General features: G+C 38.9%; 22 protein-coding genes. 6 read left to right on the top strand and 16 right to left on the bottom strand.

Going from position 1 to position 23440, the window contains the following annotated elements:
- Positions 1–24: 24 nt before the first annotated feature.
- The 3 genes from J663_RS02080 to J663_RS02070 form a co-directional block, all read right to left on the bottom strand.
- A complete protein-coding gene (locus J663_RS02080) occupies positions 25–870 on the bottom strand; it encodes a zinc-ribbon and DUF3426 domain-containing protein (protein WP_002119660.1) in 846 nt (281 codons plus the stop codon).
- Between the two features lie 12 nt (positions 871–882).
- Positions 883–1788, bottom strand: coding sequence for a 50S ribosomal protein L11 methyltransferase (gene prmA / locus J663_RS02075; RefSeq protein WP_017480823.1), 906 nt, complete (start codon positions 1786–1788; stop codon positions 883–885).
- 154 nt (positions 1789–1942) lie between these two features.
- A complete protein-coding gene (locus J663_RS02070) occupies positions 1943–2173 on the bottom strand; it encodes a hypothetical protein (RefSeq protein WP_002119672.1) in 231 nt (76 codons plus the stop codon).
- 232 nt (positions 2174–2405) lie between these two features.
- Between J663_RS02070 and mnmG the strand changes: the two genes are divergently transcribed.
- Positions 2406–4286, top strand: coding sequence for a tRNA uridine-5-carboxymethylaminomethyl(34) synthesis enzyme MnmG (gene mnmG / locus J663_RS02065; protein WP_017385460.1), 1881 nt, complete (start codon positions 2406–2408; stop codon positions 4284–4286).
- 377 nt (positions 4287–4663) lie between these two features.
- Here mnmG and J663_RS19455 read toward each other — a convergent pair whose 3' ends face one another.
- On the bottom strand, positions 4664–5671 hold the full coding sequence (locus J663_RS19455) for a helix-turn-helix transcriptional regulator (protein ID WP_017385459.1): 1008 nt from the start codon (positions 5669–5671) through the stop codon (positions 4664–4666).
- Positions 5672–5896: 225 nt separating this feature from the next.
- Here J663_RS19455 and J663_RS02055 point away from each other — a divergent pair, with 225 nt between their 5' ends.
- Genes J663_RS02055 through J663_RS02040 form a run of 4 tightly spaced genes read left to right on the top strand, consistent with a single transcriptional unit; the run spans position 5897 to position 9599 of the window.
- The gene (locus J663_RS02055; protein ID WP_014207140.1) at positions 5897–7447 is read left to right on the top strand and encodes a circularly permuted type 2 ATP-grasp protein; all 1551 of its coding nucleotides are present in this window, start codon (positions 5897–5899) and stop codon (positions 7445–7447) included.
- A 22-nt stretch (positions 7448–7469) separates the two neighbouring features.
- On the top strand, positions 7470–8066 hold the full coding sequence (locus tag J663_RS02050) for an alpha-E domain-containing protein (protein ID WP_033847507.1): 597 nt from the start codon (positions 7470–7472) through the stop codon (positions 8064–8066).
- Positions 8067–8068: 2 nt separating this feature from the next.
- Positions 8069–8848: a transglutaminase family protein gene (locus tag J663_RS02045; RefSeq protein ID WP_033847505.1), complete on the top strand. Its 780-nt coding sequence runs from the start codon at positions 8069–8071 to the stop codon at positions 8846–8848.
- A gap of 16 nt (positions 8849–8864) precedes the next feature.
- Complete coding sequence (locus tag J663_RS02040) at positions 8865–9599, top strand: proteasome-type protease (protein ID WP_002119721.1); 735 nt, start codon at positions 8865–8867, stop codon at positions 9597–9599.
- A gap of 59 nt (positions 9600–9658) precedes the next feature.
- Here the strand turns inward: J663_RS02040 and alr are convergent, their stop codons facing one another.
- From alr to ppsA, 12 genes are all read right to left on the bottom strand, one after another.
- Positions 9659–10729 carry an alanine racemase gene (gene alr / locus J663_RS02035; protein ID WP_081404559.1) on the bottom strand — a complete coding sequence of 357 codons (1071 nt, stop codon included), beginning with the start codon at positions 10727–10729 and terminating at the stop codon, positions 9659–9661.
- A gap of 32 nt (positions 10730–10761) precedes the next feature.
- Entirely contained in the window at positions 10762–12207 is a 1446-nt protein-coding gene (gene dnaB, locus J663_RS02030; RefSeq protein ID WP_002119718.1) for a replicative DNA helicase, read from the bottom strand.
- A 197-nt stretch (positions 12208–12404) separates the two neighbouring features.
- Entirely contained in the window at positions 12405–12851 is a 447-nt protein-coding gene (gene rplI, locus J663_RS02025; protein WP_000382591.1) for a 50S ribosomal protein L9, read from the bottom strand.
- Positions 12852–12859: 8 nt separating this feature from the next.
- Positions 12860–13087: a 30S ribosomal protein S18 gene (gene rpsR / locus J663_RS02020; protein WP_000090661.1), complete on the bottom strand. Its 228-nt coding sequence runs from the start codon at positions 13085–13087 to the stop codon at positions 12860–12862.
- A gap of 11 nt (positions 13088–13098) precedes the next feature.
- Positions 13099–13482: a 30S ribosomal protein S6 gene (gene rpsF, locus J663_RS02015; RefSeq protein ID WP_002119610.1), complete on the bottom strand. Its 384-nt coding sequence runs from the start codon at positions 13480–13482 to the stop codon at positions 13099–13101.
- Between the two features lie 181 nt (positions 13483–13663).
- Entirely contained in the window at positions 13664–14542 is an 879-nt protein-coding gene (cyoE, locus tag J663_RS02010) for a heme o synthase (protein ID WP_033847502.1), read from the bottom strand.
- A 10-nt stretch (positions 14543–14552) separates the two neighbouring features.
- Positions 14553–14882: a cytochrome o ubiquinol oxidase subunit IV gene (locus J663_RS02005; RefSeq protein ID WP_000094534.1), complete on the bottom strand. Its 330-nt coding sequence runs from the start codon at positions 14880–14882 to the stop codon at positions 14553–14555.
- Positions 14882–15502, bottom strand: coding sequence for a cytochrome o ubiquinol oxidase subunit III (gene cyoC, locus J663_RS02000; RefSeq protein ID WP_002119759.1), 621 nt, complete (start codon positions 15500–15502; stop codon positions 14882–14884). The genes J663_RS02005 and cyoC overlap by 1 nt, the downstream gene beginning before the upstream one ends.
- Positions 15503–15506: 4 nt before the next feature.
- A complete protein-coding gene (gene cyoB / locus J663_RS01995) occupies positions 15507–17498 on the bottom strand; it encodes a cytochrome o ubiquinol oxidase subunit I (RefSeq protein ID WP_005068497.1) in 1992 nt (663 codons plus the stop codon).
- 3 nt (positions 17499–17501) lie between these two features.
- A complete protein-coding gene (cyoA, locus tag J663_RS01990) occupies positions 17502–18554 on the bottom strand; it encodes a ubiquinol oxidase subunit II (RefSeq protein WP_002119579.1) in 1053 nt (350 codons plus the stop codon).
- Between the two features lie 316 nt (positions 18555–18870).
- A complete protein-coding gene (locus J663_RS01985; RefSeq protein WP_002119677.1) occupies positions 18871–19626 on the bottom strand; it encodes an RDD family protein in 756 nt (251 codons plus the stop codon).
- Positions 19627–19690: 64 nt separating this feature from the next.
- Positions 19691–22078: a phosphoenolpyruvate synthase gene (gene ppsA, locus J663_RS01980; protein ID WP_171072105.1), complete on the bottom strand. Its 2388-nt coding sequence runs from the start codon at positions 22076–22078 to the stop codon at positions 19691–19693.
- A 147-nt stretch (positions 22079–22225) separates the two neighbouring features.
- Between ppsA and J663_RS01975 the strand changes: the two genes are divergently transcribed.
- Complete coding sequence (locus tag J663_RS01975; RefSeq protein WP_002119749.1) at positions 22226–23062, top strand: pyruvate, water dikinase regulatory protein; 837 nt, start codon at positions 22226–22228, stop codon at positions 23060–23062.
- The last annotated feature ends 378 nt before the right edge of the window (positions 23063–23440 follow it).

Here is a 23440-nt window from a genome sequence, read left to right as displayed (position 1 = left end):
TTTTTTTTTCACTTTTTTTACATTTTAGGGGTGGACAATTTCTAATCGATAATTTACTAGCCTTTTTTTGCTTTTGTTTAGCTCAAATTGGAATCGGAAAGGAGTGTTTGATGGAATGCGTTGAATACCCCGTAGGTTTTCAACTAGATATTGTTGAGGAGTTAATATGATTTCCTCTGTTTTGTCTGGTTCTGTTGCAAAAATCAACTTTAGGTTAGGAAGCTCAATACTTTTATCATTCTGGTTGAGCAATATGCCTGAGAACTGGGTATGGTTCGCATCGATCTTGCGGACTTTTAACTTTTCTATATAGATAAGTTGATAAAGTTCTGCTGACTTGTTGCAGTGTAGTATTTGGCAAACGTAATTAAATGCATGGCTAACGGTTGGGCTTGCATGCATGAGCTTAGGGTTAAACCAGAGAATTTGAAAAGTAAAAACTAAAATTAAAATAAGGTTGGCAGAGCTCCAGAGCGTATAGTAAAGCCAACTATGCTTTTTATTGTTTTCTTGTTCTTGTGGGGATGCTTGCTCAGCTAAATTAAGGTTTGGTAGAGCATTAATAGGTTCGTTGTGAAAGTAATTTAAGTTGTTGAGGTAAGTTAAAAGATCAATATTAGAGTTTTCTACTTTTTGGTCAAAGATATCTAATACGTGAGAATGCGTCATATATCTTGTCTGCATTGAACCATTGGCTAGAGTCGTTGAGTTGACCATAACTGGCTGTTCAATATTGATTAGATGGGTTAGGGCATTAAAGCTTGAATTACATTTAGGGCAACAAACCATACCCTGAGCGACAGTCAATTGAGTAAGAGATACTTTATAAACTGTTAAACACTTAGGGCAGCGGGTTTGTTTTTCATTCATGAGTTAAAAATCTCAATTTATTGTTTTACGTTTTCCTGAAATGCGACACCAGTTTTCTTCGCGCTTTTCGACATCTAATATATCAAAAAAATCAGAATAAACACGTGAAACATCAGCAACTTGCTCTTCAATCACACCAGCAAGTGCGAACTCGCCCTCAGATTTGATTAAATTTGCAAATTCAGGCGCAAGCATCATTAAAGGTCCTGCTAAAATATTTGCAACTAAAACATCGGCTTGTTTAGGTTTGAATTCTTGATCAAACTCTTCAGGAAGACCTACATATAGTCGATCTAATACACCATTAAGCTCTGCATTTTGTTTCGTTGCTAAAACAGCTTGCGGGTCAATATCTGTGGCATATACTTTTTTAGCGCCTAGTAACAAAGCGGCTACGCCTAAAATGCCTGAACCACAGCCATAATCAATCACGATTTTATCTTTAACGTCAGTTTTACCCAGCCATTGTAAGCATAGGAAAGTACTTGCGTGATTACCTGTACCAAATGCAAGACCTGGGTCTAACTTAATGTTAGTTGCGTCCGCTTCTGGTGGCTCTAGCCATTCAGGCACGATCCAGAACTTTTCCCCAATCTGAATTGGCTCATAGTAATCCATCCATGCGCGTTCCCACACTTGATCTTCAAGTTCTTCATGACGCATAGGAACATCTGGAAGTTGAGCTTTTAAGAAAGCTTCTAAAGTGTCGACATCAATTGGGTCTTGTTCGTCTTGTTGATAGATGCCTGTCACAATAACTTTGTTCCATAAAGGTGTTTCACCCGGTAATGGTTCAAGTAAAGCCTGATCTTCAGCATCATCCAGCGTTACGCTTACCGCACCTAGAGACATTAAAAGTGTTTCTGTGAACTCAACTTGTTCTTGATCAACGGTAATGTGTATTTGTAACCACTTCACGAAAAGGACCTAAAAATTTTATTTAAAGGCGTATTGTAGCGGACTAGACCATTTTAAAAAAGAAAGCGGCCCATCTTTAATGGACCGTCTTTGAAAATACTGATGAGATATAGCAGAAAATAAATGACTTCTTCTATACCTATGTCAAAACAGATTAAGGGGCAGGGGCCTTAAATTGTAACTTGCCATTTTCGTTTGGTTGGCAAGTACCGTTAAAGGTTACACCGTTGTGATTGTAAGAAACCCATTCACCTTGCTGTTTTTTTGCACAGACTCGAATTTGTTTTTGCATTTCGGCTTTGCTCGTGTCAGCAGCATGGGTAAAAGTTACGCCTGAAAAACAAATTAGAGATGCAGTTAAGATTTTTAACATGGTCGTTTTCATTTTGTATTCCTTCTCGTTGCGTTAATTTTAAAGTCATAGAAGTGCTGTACATTTTTTATTCTAAGATGAATTAATTTTAAAAACATTCACTTTGTATTGAATTCATGAAACAAAATGTCAAATCATGTGGCATAGCGTAAATTATGTGAAGACAATTTTGTAATTATGTACATCAATAAGCAGATAATTTTGCTATAATGTTCCGTCTTTTTTTTCTGGTGTTTTTGTACTCATGCACTATCCTAAAGTTTATGATGTTATCGTTATCGGTGGCGGTCACGCAGGTACGGAAGCGGCCCTTGCTGCTGCGCGTATGGGACGACAGACTTTGCTTTTGACCCATAACATTGAGACTTTGGGCCAAATGAGTTGTAACCCAGCAATTGGTGGTATTGGTAAGTCTCACTTAGTACGTGAAATTGATGCACTTGGCGGTGCAATGGCTCTGGCTGCCGATAAAGGTGGTATTCAGTTCCGTATTTTAAATTCGCGTAAAGGTGCAGCTGTGCGTGCAACACGTGCTCAAGCTGACCGTGTTCGTTACAAAGCTGCCATTCGTGATACTTTGGAAAATCAAGCAAATCTTGACATTTTCCAGCAAGCAGCTGATGACCTGATTGTTGAAGGCGATACCGTTAAAGGTGTTGTTACCCAAATGGGTATTCGCTTTGATGCTAAAACTGTTGTGTTGACTACAGGTACATTCTTGGGTGGTGTAATCCACGTTGGTTTAGAAAAATCAAGCGGTGGCCGTGCGGGGGATCCTCCTTCTATTGCACTTGCTCAACGTTTACGTGAATTAAAATTACCAGTGGGACGTTTAAAAACTGGTACTCCGCCACGTATTGATGCACGGTCAGTTGATTTTTCAGTCATGATTCCGCAGCCGGGTGATTTCCCATCTCCAGTGATGTCATTCATGGGTGATGCTTCTATGCACCCTGAACAAGTAAACTGTTATATCACTCATACAAATGAAAAAACCCACGATATTATTCGTGGTGGTTTAGACCGTTCACCAATGTACACTGGTGTTATTGAAGGTGTAGGTCCGCGTTACTGTCCATCAATCGAAGATAAGATTCATCGTTTCGCTGATAAAGACTCACATCAAGTATTCTTGGAACCAGAAGGTCTAGATACACATGAGCTTTATCCAAACGGTATTTCGACTTCTTTACCGTTTGATGTTCAGTTCGAGCTTGTACGTTCAATCCGTGGTATGGAAAACGCTCATATCTTACGTCCAGGCTATGCAATTGAATATGATTATTTCAACCCGCAAGCTTTGAAATTTACCCTCGAAACTAAAGCGATTAATGGCTTGTATTTCGCTGGTCAAATTAATGGTACAACAGGTTACGAAGAAGCTGGTGCTCAAGGTTTACTTGCAGGTTTAAATGCTGCACGCCGTGCGTGGGAGCAAGAAGAATGGACGCCTAAACGTGACCAAGCTTACATGGGTGTGTTGGTTGATGACCTCATTACGTTAGGTACTAAAGAACCGTACCGTATGTTTACCTCACGTGCTGAATATCGTTTGATGTTACGTGAAGATAATGCGGATCAGCGCTTAACTTCTATCGGTCGTGAACTTGGTTTGGTTGACGATGTACGTTGGGCTGCTTATTGCGAGAAAATGGAAGCGGTTGAGCGTGAAACCTCTCGTTTACAACATTTATGGGCAGCACCAAATAACCCTATGGGTAAAAAATTCGTTGAAATGACGGGTGCTGATTTGAGCAAGGAATGTAGTGCGATTGATTTGCTTAAGCGCCCTAATATCACCTTCGGTCAAATTGCTGAACTTACTGGTTCTGAAGTTTCAGAACAAGTGGGTGAGCAAATTGAAATTGCTGTGAAATATGAAGGTTACATTAACCGTCAGCACGAAGATGTTGCTCAATTAAAGCGTCTTGAAGAAACCAAAATTCCTGCCGATTTTGACTATGATGTCGTGTCTGGATTGTCACGTGAAATCACGCAGAAGTTAAAAACAGTTCTTCCAGAAACTTTAGCTCAAGCAAGCCGTATTCCTGGTGTTACACCAGCAGCAGTTCAGCTTGTAATGATCACAATTCGTAAAAACAATATGATTAAGAAAACAGCTTAATCATTTAAATGTACAAAAAGCCCAGTTAAGACTGGGCTTTTTTATTTTCTGTTCAAAAAATATATGGAAATTTCCTAAGGAAGAAAAGAGATTTTGCTTCCTTTTTTTCTTATTTCACATATTTTAAGTCGCCAGTTATATTGAATTCACGTTCAAACAAGAGGGCTTTAATCATGACAATGAAATCAATTCGCTACAATGGATATGAAATGGCATGCCAATGCTCATGTTCAAAATAGCGCAAAAGAAAGGGCAGATCAGTTTTGATGGGGGAGAACACATTGATCTGAAAACAGTAAAAAAAATAAGAACAATATAAAATTAAGAAAATTATAATTCAAAATCTAAAGAGAACCTTATGGTTCTCTTTTTTATATCTACTTACTATCAGTTTCAATTTCACGTACAGCATTATGTACTTGTACTGGCTCAATATGCAGTAATTTCTTACCAAAACTACGTAGCCACCATACTAGTTGAGATGTAAAAGGTACAGTCGCTGAAACTTCTACAATATTTTCTTCAAGCGGAGTAATCGTTTGGTCTTTACTCAACTGACTTTCATAAAAAGTTTTCGCAGTTTGTTCCGTCATGGTTAAGGTGAGCTGAATTGATTCAGTTGGTTGATTATAGTCCACTCTAAAGCCTAAGGCCCCTGAATCAATATAATGATCAATATCAAAATTAACTGGATGCAGTGCTCGGCTGTCTAATACTTTTGCTGATTTAAAACGGTGCAGAGCAAATGTTTGTACTTCAGTTTTGTCATGTCGTGTGCAAATTAAATAAATGACTGCACCTTTTTGTACCAAAGCCAAAGGATTTAAAACATAAGTTCTGTCTTCACCCTGATTGACCCGTGCCCGATAAACACACTCAATCTGTTTGTCTTGTAGTAGACCTTCATAAATTGCCTGCTGAGCGGCACGATCCACTACAGGTGGAATAAGAGGTTGACTTGCCGGAACAATACGTACACGGTTAATCCACTGTCTCACATTATTTTGAGTAGAGAGACTACGTTTGGCCAAATCGAACCATGGTCCCATCTCATCAAGCAGGCTCGGAGGAAGGAGGTGCTTAAGGTGCTCCTCAACCATCATAAAGGTTACCGCTTGAGAACTTGTCATGTGAGGTAAGCTTTGAATAGGTGCATCGGATTGCCACCGCCAGCCTTGAGGTACGGCTTTATTGCTCTCTATCGGAAAACGCTGAGCAATTTGATTTAAGTCACGCTGAATAGTCCTTAAACTAATATCAATACCTTCACGCTCAAGCATTTCTTGTAATTCTCGAGTCCCGATCCATTTGCCGGTCGGTAGGCGAGACAAGATCTGCCATTGGCGATATAAACTATTCGAAGTTTCTTTTTCTATTACAGACATAAGCGTAATACATCTATATCCAATTGCTTTGGTGTCAACACAATAAAAAATCTTTACAGATTTAGCAAGTTTGTCAGATTCAGTTTATAGCCCATTGGGTAAACGATGATAAGATTTAGAAGAAAGTTATAACAATGATGCCGTATAAGTATTACAGATATATAAGTGGCACTGAAATTGCTTATTTAAAAATGAAATATAGATAAATGATAAGACGAGGTGGTTATGTCAGAACAAGAGCATGAATTACATCTAGATAATGATTTTTTTATACAAGAGCAGACAACAACAGCACTTATTAACCCAACCTCTTTTTTAGAACATATTTCTGTGCAAACCAATCTCTTTGAGCAACTCAAATCACAGTTCTTTAATGAGATGCTTGATGATGTAACGTCAAATGGTGCAGCTTCTAAAAAAATTGAACAATGGTTGAGCATCCGTACTTTAGATGAGTTAAAGGAGTTAAATACCCAAGCGAAACAGCATTTTCTTTATCATGGGATTACTTTTAATGTTTATGGTGATAAAGAAGGAACGGAGCGCACTATTCCTTTTGATTTAATTCCAAGAGTTATCGAGAAAAAACAATGGGAAAAAATTGCCTCAGGCTGTGCACAGCGTGTTAAAGCGTTAAATTATTTCCTAGATGATATTTATCATGGACAGCATATTTTAAAAGAACAAATCATTCCCGAAGAACAAATTATGGGAAATGATGCTTTCCAACCCCATATGCTTAAACATTCTTTAAAAGGAAAAATTTATTCACAAATTAGTGGGATCGATATTATCCGTGATGGTGAAGGGGAGTTTTTTGTATTAGAAGACAATTTGAGAACACCTTCTGGGGTGTCTTATATGATTGAGAGCCGAAATATTAGCCAGAAATTAATGCCTGAGCTATGTACAGCTAATAATTTACAGGGGATTGAGCATTATCCAAAACTTTTAAAAGAAATATTGCAAGAAAATTCTTCTGCAGATCAACCTTTTATTGTGGTGCTAACACCAGGGCGTTTTAATAGTGCTTATTATGAGCACGCTTTTCTAGCACGTGAAATGGATGTGCCATTGGTTACAAATCGAGATTTATTTGTAGAAAATGATCAAGTATTTGTCAAAACTATTCGTGGGCGTCAAAAAGTAGACGTAATTTACCGCCGTTTAGATGACGATTTTCTAGATCCTTTAGCATTTCGACCAGACAGTGCTTTAGGCGTAGCAGGTCTTATGTCTGCTTATTTGCAGAAAAATGTGGTAATTGCAAATGCACCTGGAACAGGCGTGGCTGATGATAAATCTATTTATCCTTATGTAGACCAAATGATTCAATATTATTTGGATGAGACACCAATCCTAAAAAATGTACCCACTTATCAGTGCCGTAAAGAAGAACACTTAGATTACGTACTCTCTAATCTTGATCAATTAGTCGTTAAGGAAGCACAAGGTTCGGGCGGATACGGTATGTTGATTGGACCTAAAGCAAGCTCATGCGAAATTGATGAGTTTAGAAAAAAATTGATTGCGATGCCTCATATGTATATTGCACAGCCTACCTTGGCTTTATCTGTCGCTCCAACTTTAACAACAGGCGGAGTAGCGGAACGTCATATTGACTTGCGTCCATTTGTATTGAGTTCACCTTATCGTACAGAGATTGTGCCTGGAGGCTTAACACGTGTGGCCATGCAGGCGGGGTCTTTAGTTGTAAATTCGTCTCAAGGTGGCGGTATAAAAGATACATGGGTTGTTGAAACATTACATTCCTGATTGTGGGTTAAAGAGGAACTTTATGGTTTTACTCAATTCGAGTGCGCATCAAATATATTGGTTGGGTCGATATTTGATGCGAGTTAAATTTGCAGCCTCTCATTTACCCTTTATAGAAGATGAGAAAGCAACAAGATTTGCAACAGCATTTGGTTTGGTCATAGAAAATGCTGAATTACTAAATCACTATATGTTAGACAAGAAGCAAACATTTTCATTACTGAACCAGCTCATTATTGCTAAAGATAATATTCAGGAACTAAGAGGTATTTTGTCATCACATGCTTATGCAGAATTAAATAATGTGATTAATACGCTTCAAGCTCAACCTGATGCATTGAGTAAAGTGGTCGAACAATGCACACAAATACTAGAAGCGGAACATGAAGATGTTCGTTTATTTTTGTATTTAGGCCAAAAAATAGAGCAATTTGATATAGAACTGCGTTTTGGAGAAGATTTATCTGTTCTCATATCAGAGCTAGATACTGTGGTGCAACAGCTCGCTAATTTGAAGTGGGAAAATATAGATGAAAATTGGCAAGCACTAAAGCAGCAACTTACGTGGGACGCTTACTATACTTTTACACAGCAGTTGGAAAATATGTTTGAGGGCTGATTATGAAATTGATGGTTAATCATCAAACGCATTATAGCTATACTGAAACTGCTCGGAACAGCATTCAGTATATTAAAATGATGCCTCAAACATCGCCTCACCAACATGTTATGAATTGGGCAATTAGCGTGCCGGGTGATAAAACAATAAAGAGAGATATATTTAACAATGTATGGATGACGGCTAGTCAGCGTTATCCATACCAACATCTTACATTTATGGCCCAAGGAATTGTTGAGCTTCAAAATGTAGAACTAGGTTGTGTAAATCTCTCTACACCTACCAATTTGTTTTTGCAGATGACAGGTGCAACTCGATGTGATTCGGAAATGTTGGACTTTGCCAAAAATATTGTAGTGGTCAAGGACCGACAGCATATTGCGTTATTAAGCGAATATATCTTGCACAAAATACTTTATCAGCCTGAGAGTACTTCGGTTCAGACAACTGCGATTGAAGCATTTCATGCGGGTCAAGGTGTATGCCAAGATCATGCTCACATTTTAATTGCGATGTGTCGTGCGCTACAATTACCTGCACGTTATGTCTCTGGTTATCTATTTGACCAAAACTATCCGCACCTGGCCAGTCACGCTTGGGCGGAGGTATTTTTAGAAAATCAGTGGTATTGTTTTGATGTAAGCAATCAGTTGTTTACACCCAAACATCATATCTACCTTGCAGTAGGACGTGACTATCTCGATGTGGCACCTATTCGTGGCGTAAGAGAGCAAGGTGGAGTTGAGAACATGATGTCTGTGGTTCAAGTGTTGGCATGTTGAATGTAAAGAGAATGAAATGACCTATTGTTGTGCGTTAAGATTGGAACAAGGTTTAGTGTTTATTAGTGACACAAGAACCAATGCAGGAGTTGACCATATTTCTGTGTTCCGAAAACTGCATACTTTCGGCGTTACCGGAGAACGTTTTATTGCCTTGCAAACTGCAGGTAACTTAGCAACAACGCAAGCTGTTATAGGTCATTTACAAAATGCCCTGACTTTGCAGCAAGAGCCTAATCTATATAGTGTTAATACGATGTTTGAGGCGGCTGAACTAATTGGTAAAACCTTAAAAACTGTTTTAGAGGATATTAGTTCGGATACCCAAGAACAAATGAATTATGCCTGTAGTATTTTGGTGGGTGGGCAGATTAAGGGTGGTGACATGCAACTTTATAATGTTTATCCACAAGGCAATTTCATTTGCGCAACTACAGATACACCTTATTTCCAAATAGGTGAAAGTAAATATGGAAAGCCTATTCTGGATCGAGCTTTATATTATGCAATGCCACTAGACGACGCATTACGTTGTAGCCTGATTTCTTTTGATTCGACTTTGCGTTCAAATGTTTCGGTTGGCTTACCACTTGATGCATTGGTATACATTAAAGATAGCTTTGTTATCCCTATGGGAAAACGAATAACTGAAGATGATCCTTATTTCTCACAGATTAGTAAACAATGGTCAGATACTCTTCGTCGGGGATTACAGGAAATGCCAAAGCCTACAGATGATTACTGGCGATAAATTTTGAATTTTTACATAAAAAAATCCAAGCATGCTTGGATTTTTTTATATTTTATTATTTAAGTGCTTTTACGAGTGGGGCGATTGCTTAATCGACAGAGTAATTCATATCCTATCGTTCCGTTTGCATCCGCAACATCATCAACTAAGCGATGCGGACCCCAGAGTTCAACAGGAGTGCCTAATTTTACTTGCATGCCTGTCACGTCGATTGCAATCATATCCATACTCACTCGCCCTACAACCGCACAGGGTTGTTTATCGATAGCGACATAGTTTTGTTTAATATAAGCTCGTGGATAACCATCACCGTAACCTATAGAAACAATCGCGATATCCATTGCTTGCGTAGCGCAGAAAGTTGATCCATAACCGACATGTTCATTAGTTTGAATATGATTGAGTGCAATCACTTCTGCTGAAAAAGTCATCACTGGTTTTAAGTCAAGATCATGAACTGTTTGATCTGCAAAAGGCGAGGCGCCGTAAAGCATGATACCCGGACGAACATAATCAAAATGTAACTCTGGCCATTTATAAATAGCAGCAGAGTTACAGCAAGAAGCTAAAACTGGATCACAAGCTTGTTTAACTTGTAGAAATTGTTGTTTTTGTTGCTCGTTAAGTGGATGGTCTACATCTGCATTTGCGAAATGCATTGCAAGTACACAAGTAAATCCTTCAGATTTTAAAGTCTTAATAACTTCAATAATTTCTGGATTTTTAAAACCTAACCGGTTCATCCCACTATTAAGTTTAACCCAGACTTTTAAACCTTGATCGATGTACGCTTGTTTGTGTTTAATCAACCATTCAAACTGTTGTTGATGGTGAATGACACATTCAAATTTTTGTTTAATTGCAATTGGCATTTCATCTTCACAAAATACCCCTTCAATTAAAGTAACAGGCTGCTGAAATCCTAATTCACGAATTTCTAAACCTTCTTGTAGGCAGGCGACACCAAAGGCATCTGATGCATTTAAGGCTGCTAAACAGTCTTTGATTCCATGTCCATAAGCATTGGCTTTTACCATACTTACAATTTTTGAATTTGTTGCGAGTTGTTTGACACGGTTTAAGTTATATTGAAGTGCATTGCGGTCAATATAAACTGTTGCTTGGCGCACCCTCATTTACTCCTTTGGGCTAGAGATAGAGCTTATTCTTCATCATCATATTGGCTGTAATACTCAGGAGAGAGATTACTAAATCGAGTATATTGACCTTCAAAAGCAAGACGAACTGAACCAATTGGACCGTTACGCTGCTTACCAATAATAATTTCTGCAGTGCCGGCTTCTTTTGACTCTTTGTTATAAACCTCATCACGGTAAATAAACATAATTAAGTCGGCATCCTGCTCGATCGCACCGGATTCACGTAAGTCGGACATTACAGGGCGTTTGTTTGGACGGTTTTCCAGACTTCGGTTAAGCTGGGAAAGTGCAATAACAGGACATTGCATCTCTTTCGCTAATGCTTTTAAGCTACGTGAAATTTCCGAGATCTCGCCTACACGGTTATCCCCCATGCCTGGGACTTTCATGAGCTGCAAGTAATCGACCATGATACAACCGATTTTACCATCATGCATTTTGGCAACACGACGAGCACGGGCACGAAGTTCAGTTGGAGGTAGGGCTGATGAGTCATCAATATACAAATGCATTTGCTGAAGCTGCAAAATTGTACCAGTCACCTTGGTCCATTCATCTGCATCTAAATTCCCCGAACGTAAATGTCCTTGATGGACTTTACCCATTGCGGAAATAAGACGCATCGCAATCGAGTCTGCTGGCATCTCCATTGAAAAGACCAGAGCAGGTAACTTATTATATTGCAAAACACTCTCAACCAGATTCATGGCAAAAGTAGTTTTACCCATCGATGGACGTGCAGCAACAATAATTAAGTCACCAGGTTGCATACCAGATGTTTTATTATCAAGTTCTAAGAAGCCTGTCGTTAAACCTGTAATATTGCCATCTAATTTTGAAAGCTCATCAAGCTTACTAATTACGTCTGCGGTAACAGAACTAATAGATTTAGGACCAGCATCTTTTTTATTGTTATTGTGCTGTTCTGCTAATGAGAAAATACTTGTTTCAGCTAAGTCTAAAATTTCACTAACACCGCGGCCTTTCGTGTCATAAGCATTTTGTAAAATTTCAGTACTAACTTTAATCATGCTACGAAGCGTAGAAAATTCTTTAATTTTAGTGGCATAAGTTTCTAAGTTATAGAAACTTGAAGGTGAGTCAGCCATGAGCTGCATTAAATATTCTTCGCCACCGATAGCATCAAGTAAATTTTGTTTTAAGAGCCAGTCACTTACTAAGACAGCATCATAGGGTGAGTTTTCTTGTGCTAATTTCTCGATTGCACGAAAAATATATTTATGGCGAGTCGCGTAAAAATCATTTTCTTTGAGTACATCGTTAACTTGTTCGAAAGATTCGGCAACTGTCATCAGGGCTGCTAGAACAGCCTGTTCAATAGCTAAATTGTGTGGGGGAGTGCGAAACTCTTTAAGTTGGCCTGATTCACTCGTTTTATTTTCTGTTGGAGATGAAAGCGCTAAAGAAGTGGCATTCGCCTGAGACATAATTAGACCTGATGATAAAGAAAGGTGTACACAAAGAGGCTGTAAAGCCGAGAACTATCTTAAAACAAAATTAAATAAACTACCTAATTAAAAAACCAATTAAACTGAAGAACTGATCAGGAATTAATATATCTTATTTTAAAATTTGAAACATAAAAAAAGAGCATGCAAAAGCATGCTCTTTTTTTGATGAGAAATTACTCAGATACGATAGTAACGAGAACTTCTGCAACAACATCATGGTGCAATTGGATTGCGATGTTGAATTCACCAGTGTGACGAAGCGCGCCATTTGGTAAACGAACTTCTGCACGGTCAACTGTAAGACCAGCATTCGTTAATGCGTCAGCGATGTCACGAGTACCGATAGAACCGAAGAGTTTACCTTCGTCACCAGCTTTAGCAGTGATAACGATGTTAACTTCATTCAATTGTTCAGCACGTGCTTGAGCAGCAGCTAAAACTTCAGCTTCTTGCTTCTCAAGTTCAGCACGACGAGCTTCAAAAGCAGCAGTGTTAGCTTCAGTAGCTGCAACTGCTTTACCTTGAGGGATAAGGAAGTTACGGCCGTAACCAGCTTTAACTGATACTTTATCGCCTAATTTACCAAGGTTCTTAATGCGTTGTAATAAGATAACGTCCACAGATCACCTCACTTATGGTTGTCAGTGTACGGAATCAAAGACAAATAGCGAGCTTGTTTGATAGCAAGTGCTAATTGACGTTGATAACGAGCTTTAGTACCAGTGATACGGCTAGGAACAATCTTGCCGTTTTCAGTGATGTACTGTTTTAAAGTGTCGATATCTTTGTAGTCGATGTACGCAACATTCTCAGCTGTAAAGCGGCAGAACTTGCGACGACGGTAAAAACGTGCCATTGATGTTCTCCTTATTCAGCTTCTTGAGCAACTTGCTGTGCTTCTTCGCGTTGAGCTTTACGCGCACGCTTTTCTTCAGCACTCTTAGCAAGCAATGACTCTTCAGTGATTGCGTGTTCACGACGGATGATAAGGTTACGAATGATCGCGTCGTTATAACGGAATAATTCTTCTAACTCATCAAGCGTAGTTTGACCACATTCAACGTTCATAAGAATGTAGTGCGCTTTGTGAATTTTGTTAATTGGGTAAGCCAATTGACGACGGCCCCAATCTTCTAAACGGTGAATTTGACCTTCAGCTTCTTTGATCTGAGAGATATAGCGTTCAACCATACCTACAACTTGATCGCTTTGGTCTGGGTGTACCAAAAGTACGATTTCGTAATGACGCATTGTCAGCTCCTTACGGTTTAAACAGCCCCTAATAAAAAAATTAGAAGCAAGGAGTCATAACTTAATAAGTTATGTCGCAAAATTTGCGAAGGCTGAATTATAGGTAAAAGTTCGACTAAAAACAAATCTTTTGATCAGAAAAGTAAAACTTCTTTACTATAAAGAGGAAATCCTCTCTTGTTTAAAAGAGAGGAAGATTTGGAGCAGGGGATTGATAGGTAAAGCTAAAGCTCAAACTTAACAGGGTAATTAATATGACCGAGTACAGGAAAAAACGTTTAGCCCATAATTGATCATTTTCGGCTTTAAATCCAATAACTGATAAATATAACCAATATGCAGTCAAAGCATTAAAGGTAATTAAAAAGAATATATTGGTGTAGCCAAAACAATATAACCCATTCAAAACAGCTGCAAATAATAGGATATAGATTACACATTCAATTTTCGTACGATAAATAGAACGTGCTACAGGCAAAATTGGAATTCCCGCATTTTTGTAATCATCAAAACGATAAATTGCAATTGCCCAAGAGTGAGGCATTTGCCATAAAGCGTATGCTAAAAACAAAAGCAAGGCTGCCACATCAAATTGATGAGTTACTGCTGTATAACCAATAACAGGAGGGCTCGCTCCGGAGATACTACCAATGACGGTTTGATGGATTGAAGTACGTTTGGTCCACAAACTATAAAAACCGACATAGACAATAAAACCAATCATTGCAAACAAAAATGCATAACCATTTACACCGAACCACAAAATGCAAAAACCAATTATACCAAGCACTAATGCATATATCAGCGCAACAGTAGGAGAGATTGTTTTTGTAACAAGTGCACGGTTTTGAGTGCGCTGCATCTTTGTATCAATATCTTGATCTATAACATTATTAACCACACAACCAGAAGCCACAACTAAAGTTGTTCCAAGTAGGGTGAGAAGTAATAATAAGATGTCTATAGAGCCTTGGGCGGCTAAGAAAAAGCCGCCCAAGGTGGTAATGAAATTACCGAAGAGAATTCCTGGTTTAGTCAGGAATAGATATTTTCTCAACATGACAATCAGTTTAGATCATCATATTGTAGTGAAGGTAATTCATAATCCACACAGAACCGATTAAAAGTACGGCGATACATAGGATTGTGTAGATGAATGCAATCATATTCCAACGTTGTTCAGATGATGTATTCATGTGTAGGAAGTACACAAGTTGTACAAGAACCTGAGCAACCGCAGTGATTGCAATCACTGTAACTAAAAGACCACGACTGAAACCCCCCGCCATCACCATCCCGAAAGGGATGATGGTGAGGATAACAGAAAGGATAAATCCAACAGTGTATTGCTTAAAGTTACCGTGTGACGCACCAGCAGCATTATGCTCATGACTACTCATTAGAGAACTCCCAGTAAGTAAACGACGCTGAATACACAGATCCAAACGATGTCAAGGAAGTGCCAGAACAAGCTTAAGCAAGCAAGACGACGTGTATTCGGTAAAGTCAAACCTTTAGTTTTGATTTGATACATTAATACAAGCATCCATACTAAACCAGAAGTTACGTGGATACCGTGTGTACCAACCAAAGTAAAGAACGATGATAAGAATGCACTGTGAGTTGGACCGTGGCCTTCATGTACAAGGTGATGGAATTCATAGACTTCCATTCCAATGAACGATGCACCAAAAAGGAATGTAATAAATAACCAAGTGATCACTTGATTTACATTCTTTTTATAAGATGCAAGTACAGCAAAACCAAAGGTTACCGATGAAATCAATAAGGCAAATGTTTCAGTTAACACGAAGCCTAATGAGTCATGGAATAGGTCATATGCACTTGGAGTGCCTGCTGGAACATGACTGCTTAATACAGCGAACGCAATGAAGAGTGATCCGAAAAGAATCAAGTCACTCATCAAGTATGTCCAGAAACCAAAAACCGTTAAGTCTGTATCATCATGTTCATGATGACCGTCATGGCCGTGGTTGTCGTGATGAAGTACTTCAGCCATTTCCTTAGTCCTTCTTCAAGTGTTTTTCAAGTAAAGCATAGCGTTCGTTTTCAATACGCTCAACTTCAGCAGCAGGAACGTAGTAATCAACATTCTTAGTGAATGAGCTTACGATCAAGCTAACAACAGCTGCAACGAATGAAACAACAACGAGCCACCAAATATGCCAGATGAGTGCAAAGCCAAGAAGAGTAATGAACATTGCAATGACAAAACCAGCAGCACGATCAGTCGGCATGTGGATGTCTTCATATTTAGTGTTACGTGCGTATGCTACACCATTTTCTTTGTCAGTCCAGAAACGGTCGATACCGCTTGCATCTGGTTCATGCGCAAAGTTATAGAACGGAGCAGGGGAAGAGGTCGCCCATTCAAGCGTACGAGCATCCCATGGATCGCCAGTAAGGTCCATGTTGTCTTTACGTTGTAAGAAACCAACGATGATTTGCATTAAGAAACATGCAATACCAATCGCAACAAGAACAGCACCAAATAATGCAATCGCAAGGTACGGATCCCATTCAGGGTTGTCATATGTATTCAAACGACGAGTCATACCCATGAAACCAAGGATATAAAGTGGCATGAATGCAAAATAGAAACCGAAGAACCAGAACCAGAACGCAGCTTTACCCCATGCTTCGTTGAGCTTCCAACCAAACATTTTTGGCCAGTAGTAAATGATGCCGGCAAACATACCAAACACCACACCACCAATAATTACGTTATGGAAGTGAGCGATCAAGAATAATGAGTTGTGTACCAAGAAGTCCGCAGGTGGAACAGCCATAAGTACACCAGTTAAACCACCGATACCGAATGTTACAAGGAAGCCAAGCGTCCATAACATTGGAGTAGTAAAGGTGATGCGACCTTTATACATAGTGAATAACCAAGAGAAGATTTTCACACCAGTAGGAATCGCAATAACCATGGTCATGATACCGAAGAACGCGTTAACGTTCGCACCAGCACCCATGGTGAAGAAGTGGTGAAGCCATACAACAAACGCAAGAACAGTAATCGCGATAGTTGCATACACCATAGACTTGTAACCGAACAACGCTTTACGAGAGAAGGTTGCAACGATTTCTGAGTATAGACCAAATGCTGGTAATACCAAGATATATACTTCAGGGTGACCCCATGTCCAGATCAAATTCACATAAAGCATTGGGCTACCGCCAAGCTCATTTGTGAAGAAATGGAAGCCGAAGTAACGGTCTAGAGTAAGCATTGCAAGTGTACCTGTTAATACAGGGAATGATGCAATGATTAATACAGCCGTACAAAGTGAAGTCCACGTGAAAATAGGCATATCCATTAATTTCATGCCAGGTGCACGCATTTTGATGATGGTAACGAAGAAGTTAACACCAGATAAAAGCGTACCTAGACCAGAAACCTGAAGTGCCCAGATATAGTAGTCAACACCTACACCAGGAGAATATTGAATGCCAGATAGAGGAGGGTAAGCCATCCAACCAGTCGCAGCAAATTCACCTAACACAAGTGAAAGCATCATCAAACCAGCAGCACCAGCGAATAACCAGAAGCTTAAAGAGTTCAATAATGGGAAAGCAACGTCGCGAGCACCAATCTGTAAAGGTACAGAGATGTTCATCATACCTACAACGAGACCCATTGCTACGAAGAAGATCATGATTACACCGTGTGCGGTGAAGATCTGGTCATAGTGGTCAGGATGTAGATAACCTTCGCCGCCGCCTTTAGCGAGGAAAAGTTGTAAACGCATCATGATCGCATCGGCGAAACCACGCAGAAGCATGACAACAGATACGATGATATACATGATACCAATCTTTTTATGGTCTACCGTAATAAACCACTCATTCCACAAATATCCCCATTTTTTGAAATAGGTGATACCGCCAAGCACTGCAATTGCACCAATTGCCATAAGGACCATGGTGACAAGTACGATTGGCTCTGTCGGGATAGAGTCCCAACCCAGTTTACCAAAAATCATATCCATGTCTTATTCCCCTTGAGCAGCGTGTTCAGCTGCAGCATGAGTGTCAGCTGTTGCGTGTTCAGCAGAGTGGTCAACACCATGATAGTTACTCATATAGTGGTTGATAATTGTTTCAAACAATTTAGGCTCAACAGTAGAGTAATAAGTCACAGGGTGTGGCTTAGTCGGGAACGGTTTCATAGCTTCAGCTTCAGCAACTGCTTTTTCATCACCAGCAGCTTTAGCACGATTTACTAAATGCTCGATCTGATGCTTAGAACGGTTACCATCACGTAAGGTTGCCAATTCAGCTTGGTCAAGCGTAGTTTTTTGAACTGCTTCTGGGTTAATGGTTGAACCATTACCTGCTTTAACCGCTGCTACCCATTCGTTGAATTGTTGCTCTGTAACACTATGCGCCTTGAAACGCATTTGAGAGAAACCGTAACCTGAGTAGTTAGAAGAGAAACCACGATATACACCAGTTTCATTTGCTAACAAATGAAGGTGAGTTTGCATACCTGCCATTGCATAAATCTGGCCGCCTAACTGTGGAATGAAGAATGAGTTCATTGTAAAGTTAGAAGTGATTTTAAAGCTTAACGGAGTTTTTTCAGGGAAACGTACTTCGTTAACTGTTGCAATGTTTTGTTCAGGATAAATAAAGATCCACTTAAACTGTTCAGCAATAACTTGAATAGTTAAAGGTGCTTTATCTGATTCTAAAGGACGGTATGGGTCATACTTGTGGGAACCCCACCAAGTTAACCAAGCTAAAATACCAATAATAATGACAGGGATACCCCATACTACAACTTCAATTGCAGTTGAGTGTGCCCATGTAGGTTTATAGTCTGCATCTTTATTTGACGCGCGATATTTCCAACCAAACCATAATGCCATGATGATTGAAGGAATCACCACAAGTAACATTAAATAGATCGCAGTCATCATAAGGTCACTTTGACCTTGACCAACTGGACCTTTAGAGTTTAGAAGTACCATATCACCACCACACCCAGTCAAAAGTGCGGCAAGCGTTGATAAAGACAATACAGCTAAAATCGTTTGTCTCATTTTACAACCTCGGTGAAGAGTCCCATTCCCTAATTAAATATGGGATAGCGATTAAAGTGTCGCATGATTGAGAACGCTAATCCTTAAATTTAGACTTCTCAATTATATGACACCGCTACGTTGTAGGGCATTATGCCTCATATCGACAAACTAAGCTATACATAAAGTAGGCTGAAATAATTGTTTTAAAACCCGATTTTTTTTGTAGGGTATCTAATTTCAATAGAGCTTTTATTTAAATATCAACTCCCTATAGAAAAAAGGAGGCAGGGTGCCTCCTCTTTTTTTAGACATTAAATGAATGAGTCATTCACTATCATTTGATCACTTTTGTTCTTGCAATTTTGTCATGTAAAGCTTGTCGCTTTTGTCCTAATGCAAAAGCATAGTCAATAATTGTACTGATCGGCATAAACAGTAAGTTTAATATGATAAAAACAATACTTCTTAATAAGAAGATGCGAGTTAAATTAACCTTGCTATTGTCCTCAGCATCTACAATTTTAATTCCAACGATTTTCTTACCTATACTCTGACCAAACTTTGTTAAAAGAACGGCTTGAATTGCAAGCATAATTACGACGTAAAGAAGCATTGAATGCCAAGCTTCTATTGGAATTAAAGTAAAAAGTTGCTGTTGCAATTCTGCAGCTTTAGTCGATGCGACTTCGGCAGATTGCATCTGTTTTTGTAACTCGAATAATTGCTTATATTGAGCTTCATTAAAGAAAAAAGAAGGAATTGCAGCGATTGGTAACCAAAGCAATAAATCAATAATTTTTGCTAAAGCCCGAGCCGGAATAGACGCAAGTTCATGAACTTTAGGTTCTACACGAATTTGACGAATAGTTTCATTAGTTGATGTATTCGTATTTATTGTAGGTACAGAATAACCGATAGGTTGATATACAAGTTTACCTTGGGTTAATTCTCCTAAAGCTTTCCATTCTGTCATGCCTTCATGCCAAGCTAAATCAGTTAACAAAATTTGTTGGCTAGCCAACATTTGATTTACTTGTTCTAAAGTATAAGGCCCAGCTTGTTGATTATTACGTGCCAAGTAAATTTGCATAAATAAAAATTCTCTATTCTAAAGATGAAAAAAGACCCACGGATGGGCCTTTTTTTATAACATATTAGATTTGCTTGATTTTTTCTTCAGCAAGGAAGAACCATGTATCTAAAACTGAGTCTGGGTTAAGAGAGACAGATTCGATACCTTGTTCCATTAACCATTTTGCAAGATCTGGATGGTCTGAAGGACCCTGACCACAGATACCTACATATTTACCTGCTTTACGGCAGGCATGGATTGCCATTGAAAGAAGAGCTTTAACAGCTGCATCACGTTCATCAAATAAGTGTGAAACAATACCTGAGTCACGGTCAAGGCCTAACGTTAACTGAGTTAAGTCATTAGAACCAATAGAGAAACCATCGAAGTGCTCTAAGAATTGTTCAGCTAACAGAGCGTTAGTTGGTAATTCGCACATCATGATTACTTTTAAGCCGTTCTCACCACGTTTTAAGCCATTTTGTGCAAGTAATTCAATAACACGTTTCGCTTCAGATACTGTGCGTACAAAAGGAATCATGATTTGAATATTGGTGAGACCCATTTCATCACGAACTTTCTTAAGTGCGCGACATTCTAATTCGAAACAATCACGGAAGTTATCAGATACATAACGGCTTGCACCACGGAAACCCAGCATCGGGGTTTCTTCTTCAGGCTCGTATAACTTACCACCAATTAAGTTTGCGTATTCGTTTGACTTGAAGTCAGACATACGAACGATAACTGGCTTGTCACCAAATGCAGCAGCAAGAGTCGCAATACCTTCAACCAATTTTTCAACATAGAAATCTACAGGTGAAGCATAACCCGCTGTACGAGTTAAAACCGCAGCACGAGTTTCACGAGGGAGGCTATCAATATTGAGTAGGGCTTTAGGGTGCACACCGATCATACGGTTAATGATGAACTCAAGACGAGCAAGGCCAATACCTTCGTTTGGAATTTGAGCAAAGTCAAATGCACGGTCAGGGTTACCTACGTTCATCATAATTTTAAACGAAAGCTTAGGCATAGATTCGATTGAGTTGCGTTGAACTTCGAAATCTAAAGCACCTTCGTAAATGAAACCTGTATCACCTTCAGCACAAGAAACAGTTACTTCTTGACCATCAGTTAATACTTCTGTTGCGTTACCACAACCTACAATCGCTGGTACACCAAGTTCACGTGCAATAATTGCTGCGTGACATGTACGACCACCACGATTAGTGATAATTGCAGCAGCACGTTTCATTACCGGTTCCCAGTCAGGATCGGTCATATCTGATACAAGAACGTCGCCTTCTTGAACTTTGTCCATTTCTTTTATTGAGTTAACAATACGGACTTTACCAGAACCAATACGTTGACCAATTGAACGACCTTCACAAAGAACAGTACCTCTTTGTTTGAGAAGATAGCGTTCCATAGTGCCTACATTTTGGCGGCTTTTTACAGTTTCAGGACGGGCTTGAACAATATAAATTTGACCGTCATCACCGTCTTTTGCCCATTCGATATCCATTGGAGCACCGTAATGCTGCTCAATGATAAGCGCTTGTTTAGCTAACTCTTGTAACTCATGGTCATTTAAAGCGAATTGTTGACGATCTTGTTTTTCAACATCAACAACAACAACAGATTTACCCGCAGAACCTTCTTCACCATAAATCATTTTTTGGTGTTTAGAGCCAAGGTTACGACGTAAAACAGAATGTCTTCCTGCATTTAATAATGGTTTAGATAAGTAAAACTCATCTGGGTTAACGGCACCTTGTACAACCATTTCACCTAAACCGTAAGAGGCAGTGATAAATACAACATCACGGAAACCAGATTCTGTATCAAGTGTAAACATTACACCCGCAGCGCCAGTTTCAGAACGAACCATACGCTGAACACCCGCTGAAAGTGCAACGATGTCATGATCAAAACCTTGATGCACACGGTAAGAAATTGCACGGTCATTATATAAAGAAGCAAATACTTCTTTAATCGCAATAAGTACGTTATCAATACCGCGAATATTCAAGAAAGTTTCTTGTTGACCCGCGAAAGAAGCATCTGGTAAATCTTCAGCAGTTGCAGATGAACGAACGGCAACCGCGATATCAGGGTTGCCGTTAGAAAGTGCTGTAAAAGCGGCGCGAATTTCTTGTTCTAAGGTTGCAGTGAGTGGAGTCTCTACAATCCATTGACGAATTTTAGCGCCTGTTTCTGCAAGAGCATTTACGTCATCGACGTTGAGTTGAGCAAGTTCTGCTTGAATTCGAGCGTTAAGACCACTTTGGTCTAAGAACTCACGATAGGCAGCAGCAGTAGTTGCAAAGCCACCAGGTACCGATACACCAGCATTTGATAAATGGCTGATCATTTCACCCAAAGATGAGTTTTTCCCACCTACGAGTTCGACATCGTGTTTCCCTAATTTTTCTAGACCGATTACGCGCGCTTCCAAAGTTTTCACTCCACTTTTGCAGTATTAATGTCTATCTTGGCATGAAATTATAAAAATAAAGTGCTTAGTTGAGAATTATACTAAGCGACAGTCATGTAAGATCAGTTTACTATAAAGATTATATAGCACTAAGACAAATGTTTAAGGAGAATTTTAATGTCAGAAAGTAAACAATTTAAGCGGAGTGTTTTTTTTATTTCTGATGGAACTGCAATTACTGCCGAGACTCTTGGACATTCGTTATTAGCACAATTTCCCAATGTAGATTTTGATATTCACATCATGCCGTATATTACAACTGAAGAGGCGGCAATGGATGTGGTGGTTGAGATTAATCGATGCCAAACCAAAGACGGTTGCCTACCTTTAGTATTTGATACTTTAGTCGATCCGCATGTGCGAGAGATTATTAACACGGCTAAAGCGGTTAATCTGGATGTGTTTGAAGGTTTAATTAGTAAACTTGAACAAGAACTTGGAACACCACCAACAACATTGGTCGGGCAGACTCATGCTGTAACCGATTCTGAATATTATAAAGCCCGTATCGATGCTGTTCATTTTGCGCTTGATAATGATGATGGGGCACGTACTCGTCATTACGATAAAGCGGATTTAATCTTAATTGGAGTTTCCCGTTCGGGTAAAACACCGACTTCTATTTACTTATCTCTTCAATTCGGTATTCGCGTTGCAAACTATCCATTAACTGAAGAAGATTTAGATGATAACCGTTTACCAGCAGTATTAAGAGCTCATCGTAGCAAGTTATTTGGTTTGATGATTGATGCTGAGCGTTTGGTCGCAATTCGTAGTGAACGTAAAGCGAATAGCCGTTATGCAAGTTTTAGCCAATGCCAAATGGAGCTAAGAGCAATTGAAGGGATTTATATTTCAGAAGGCATTAAATATTTAAACGTGACCGAAATGTCGATTGAAGAGATTTCAACTCGTATTTTACAAATGACGGGATTAAAACGTCGTATTGGTTAATTTAATCAATTGTTTATTTTAACCATTCAATTTTTGTATATGAATTTATAGATAAGTTGAATGGTTTTTTTTAATATATATCACAGAGAAAAATTAAAGTTTTATATATAAAACTAAATATTATTAAATAGTTCTTATTGGTTATAAGCCCGTAGTTATTTTGAAACTCGTTTGTAAATTTAAATAACACTATTGAAAAGAAGTGTATGTTTTTTATTGCACATAAAAATAGTAATTCTTTATTTTTTATAAATATTTTAGAAAAGCATTCATGAAAAATCCACAATTTATAAAATGTTAAATAGATCACACTTTTTTGGTGTTATGTGATTGGTTTTTGATTTTAATTATAATTTCCCACCTCGATATGGGACTATC

The sequence above is a fragment of the Acinetobacter sp. 826659 genome (assembly GCF_000588515.1).
Lineage (GTDB): Bacteria > Pseudomonadota > Gammaproteobacteria > Pseudomonadales > Moraxellaceae > Acinetobacter > Acinetobacter pittii.
This window is presented reverse-complemented; position numbering and strand designations above follow the sequence as displayed.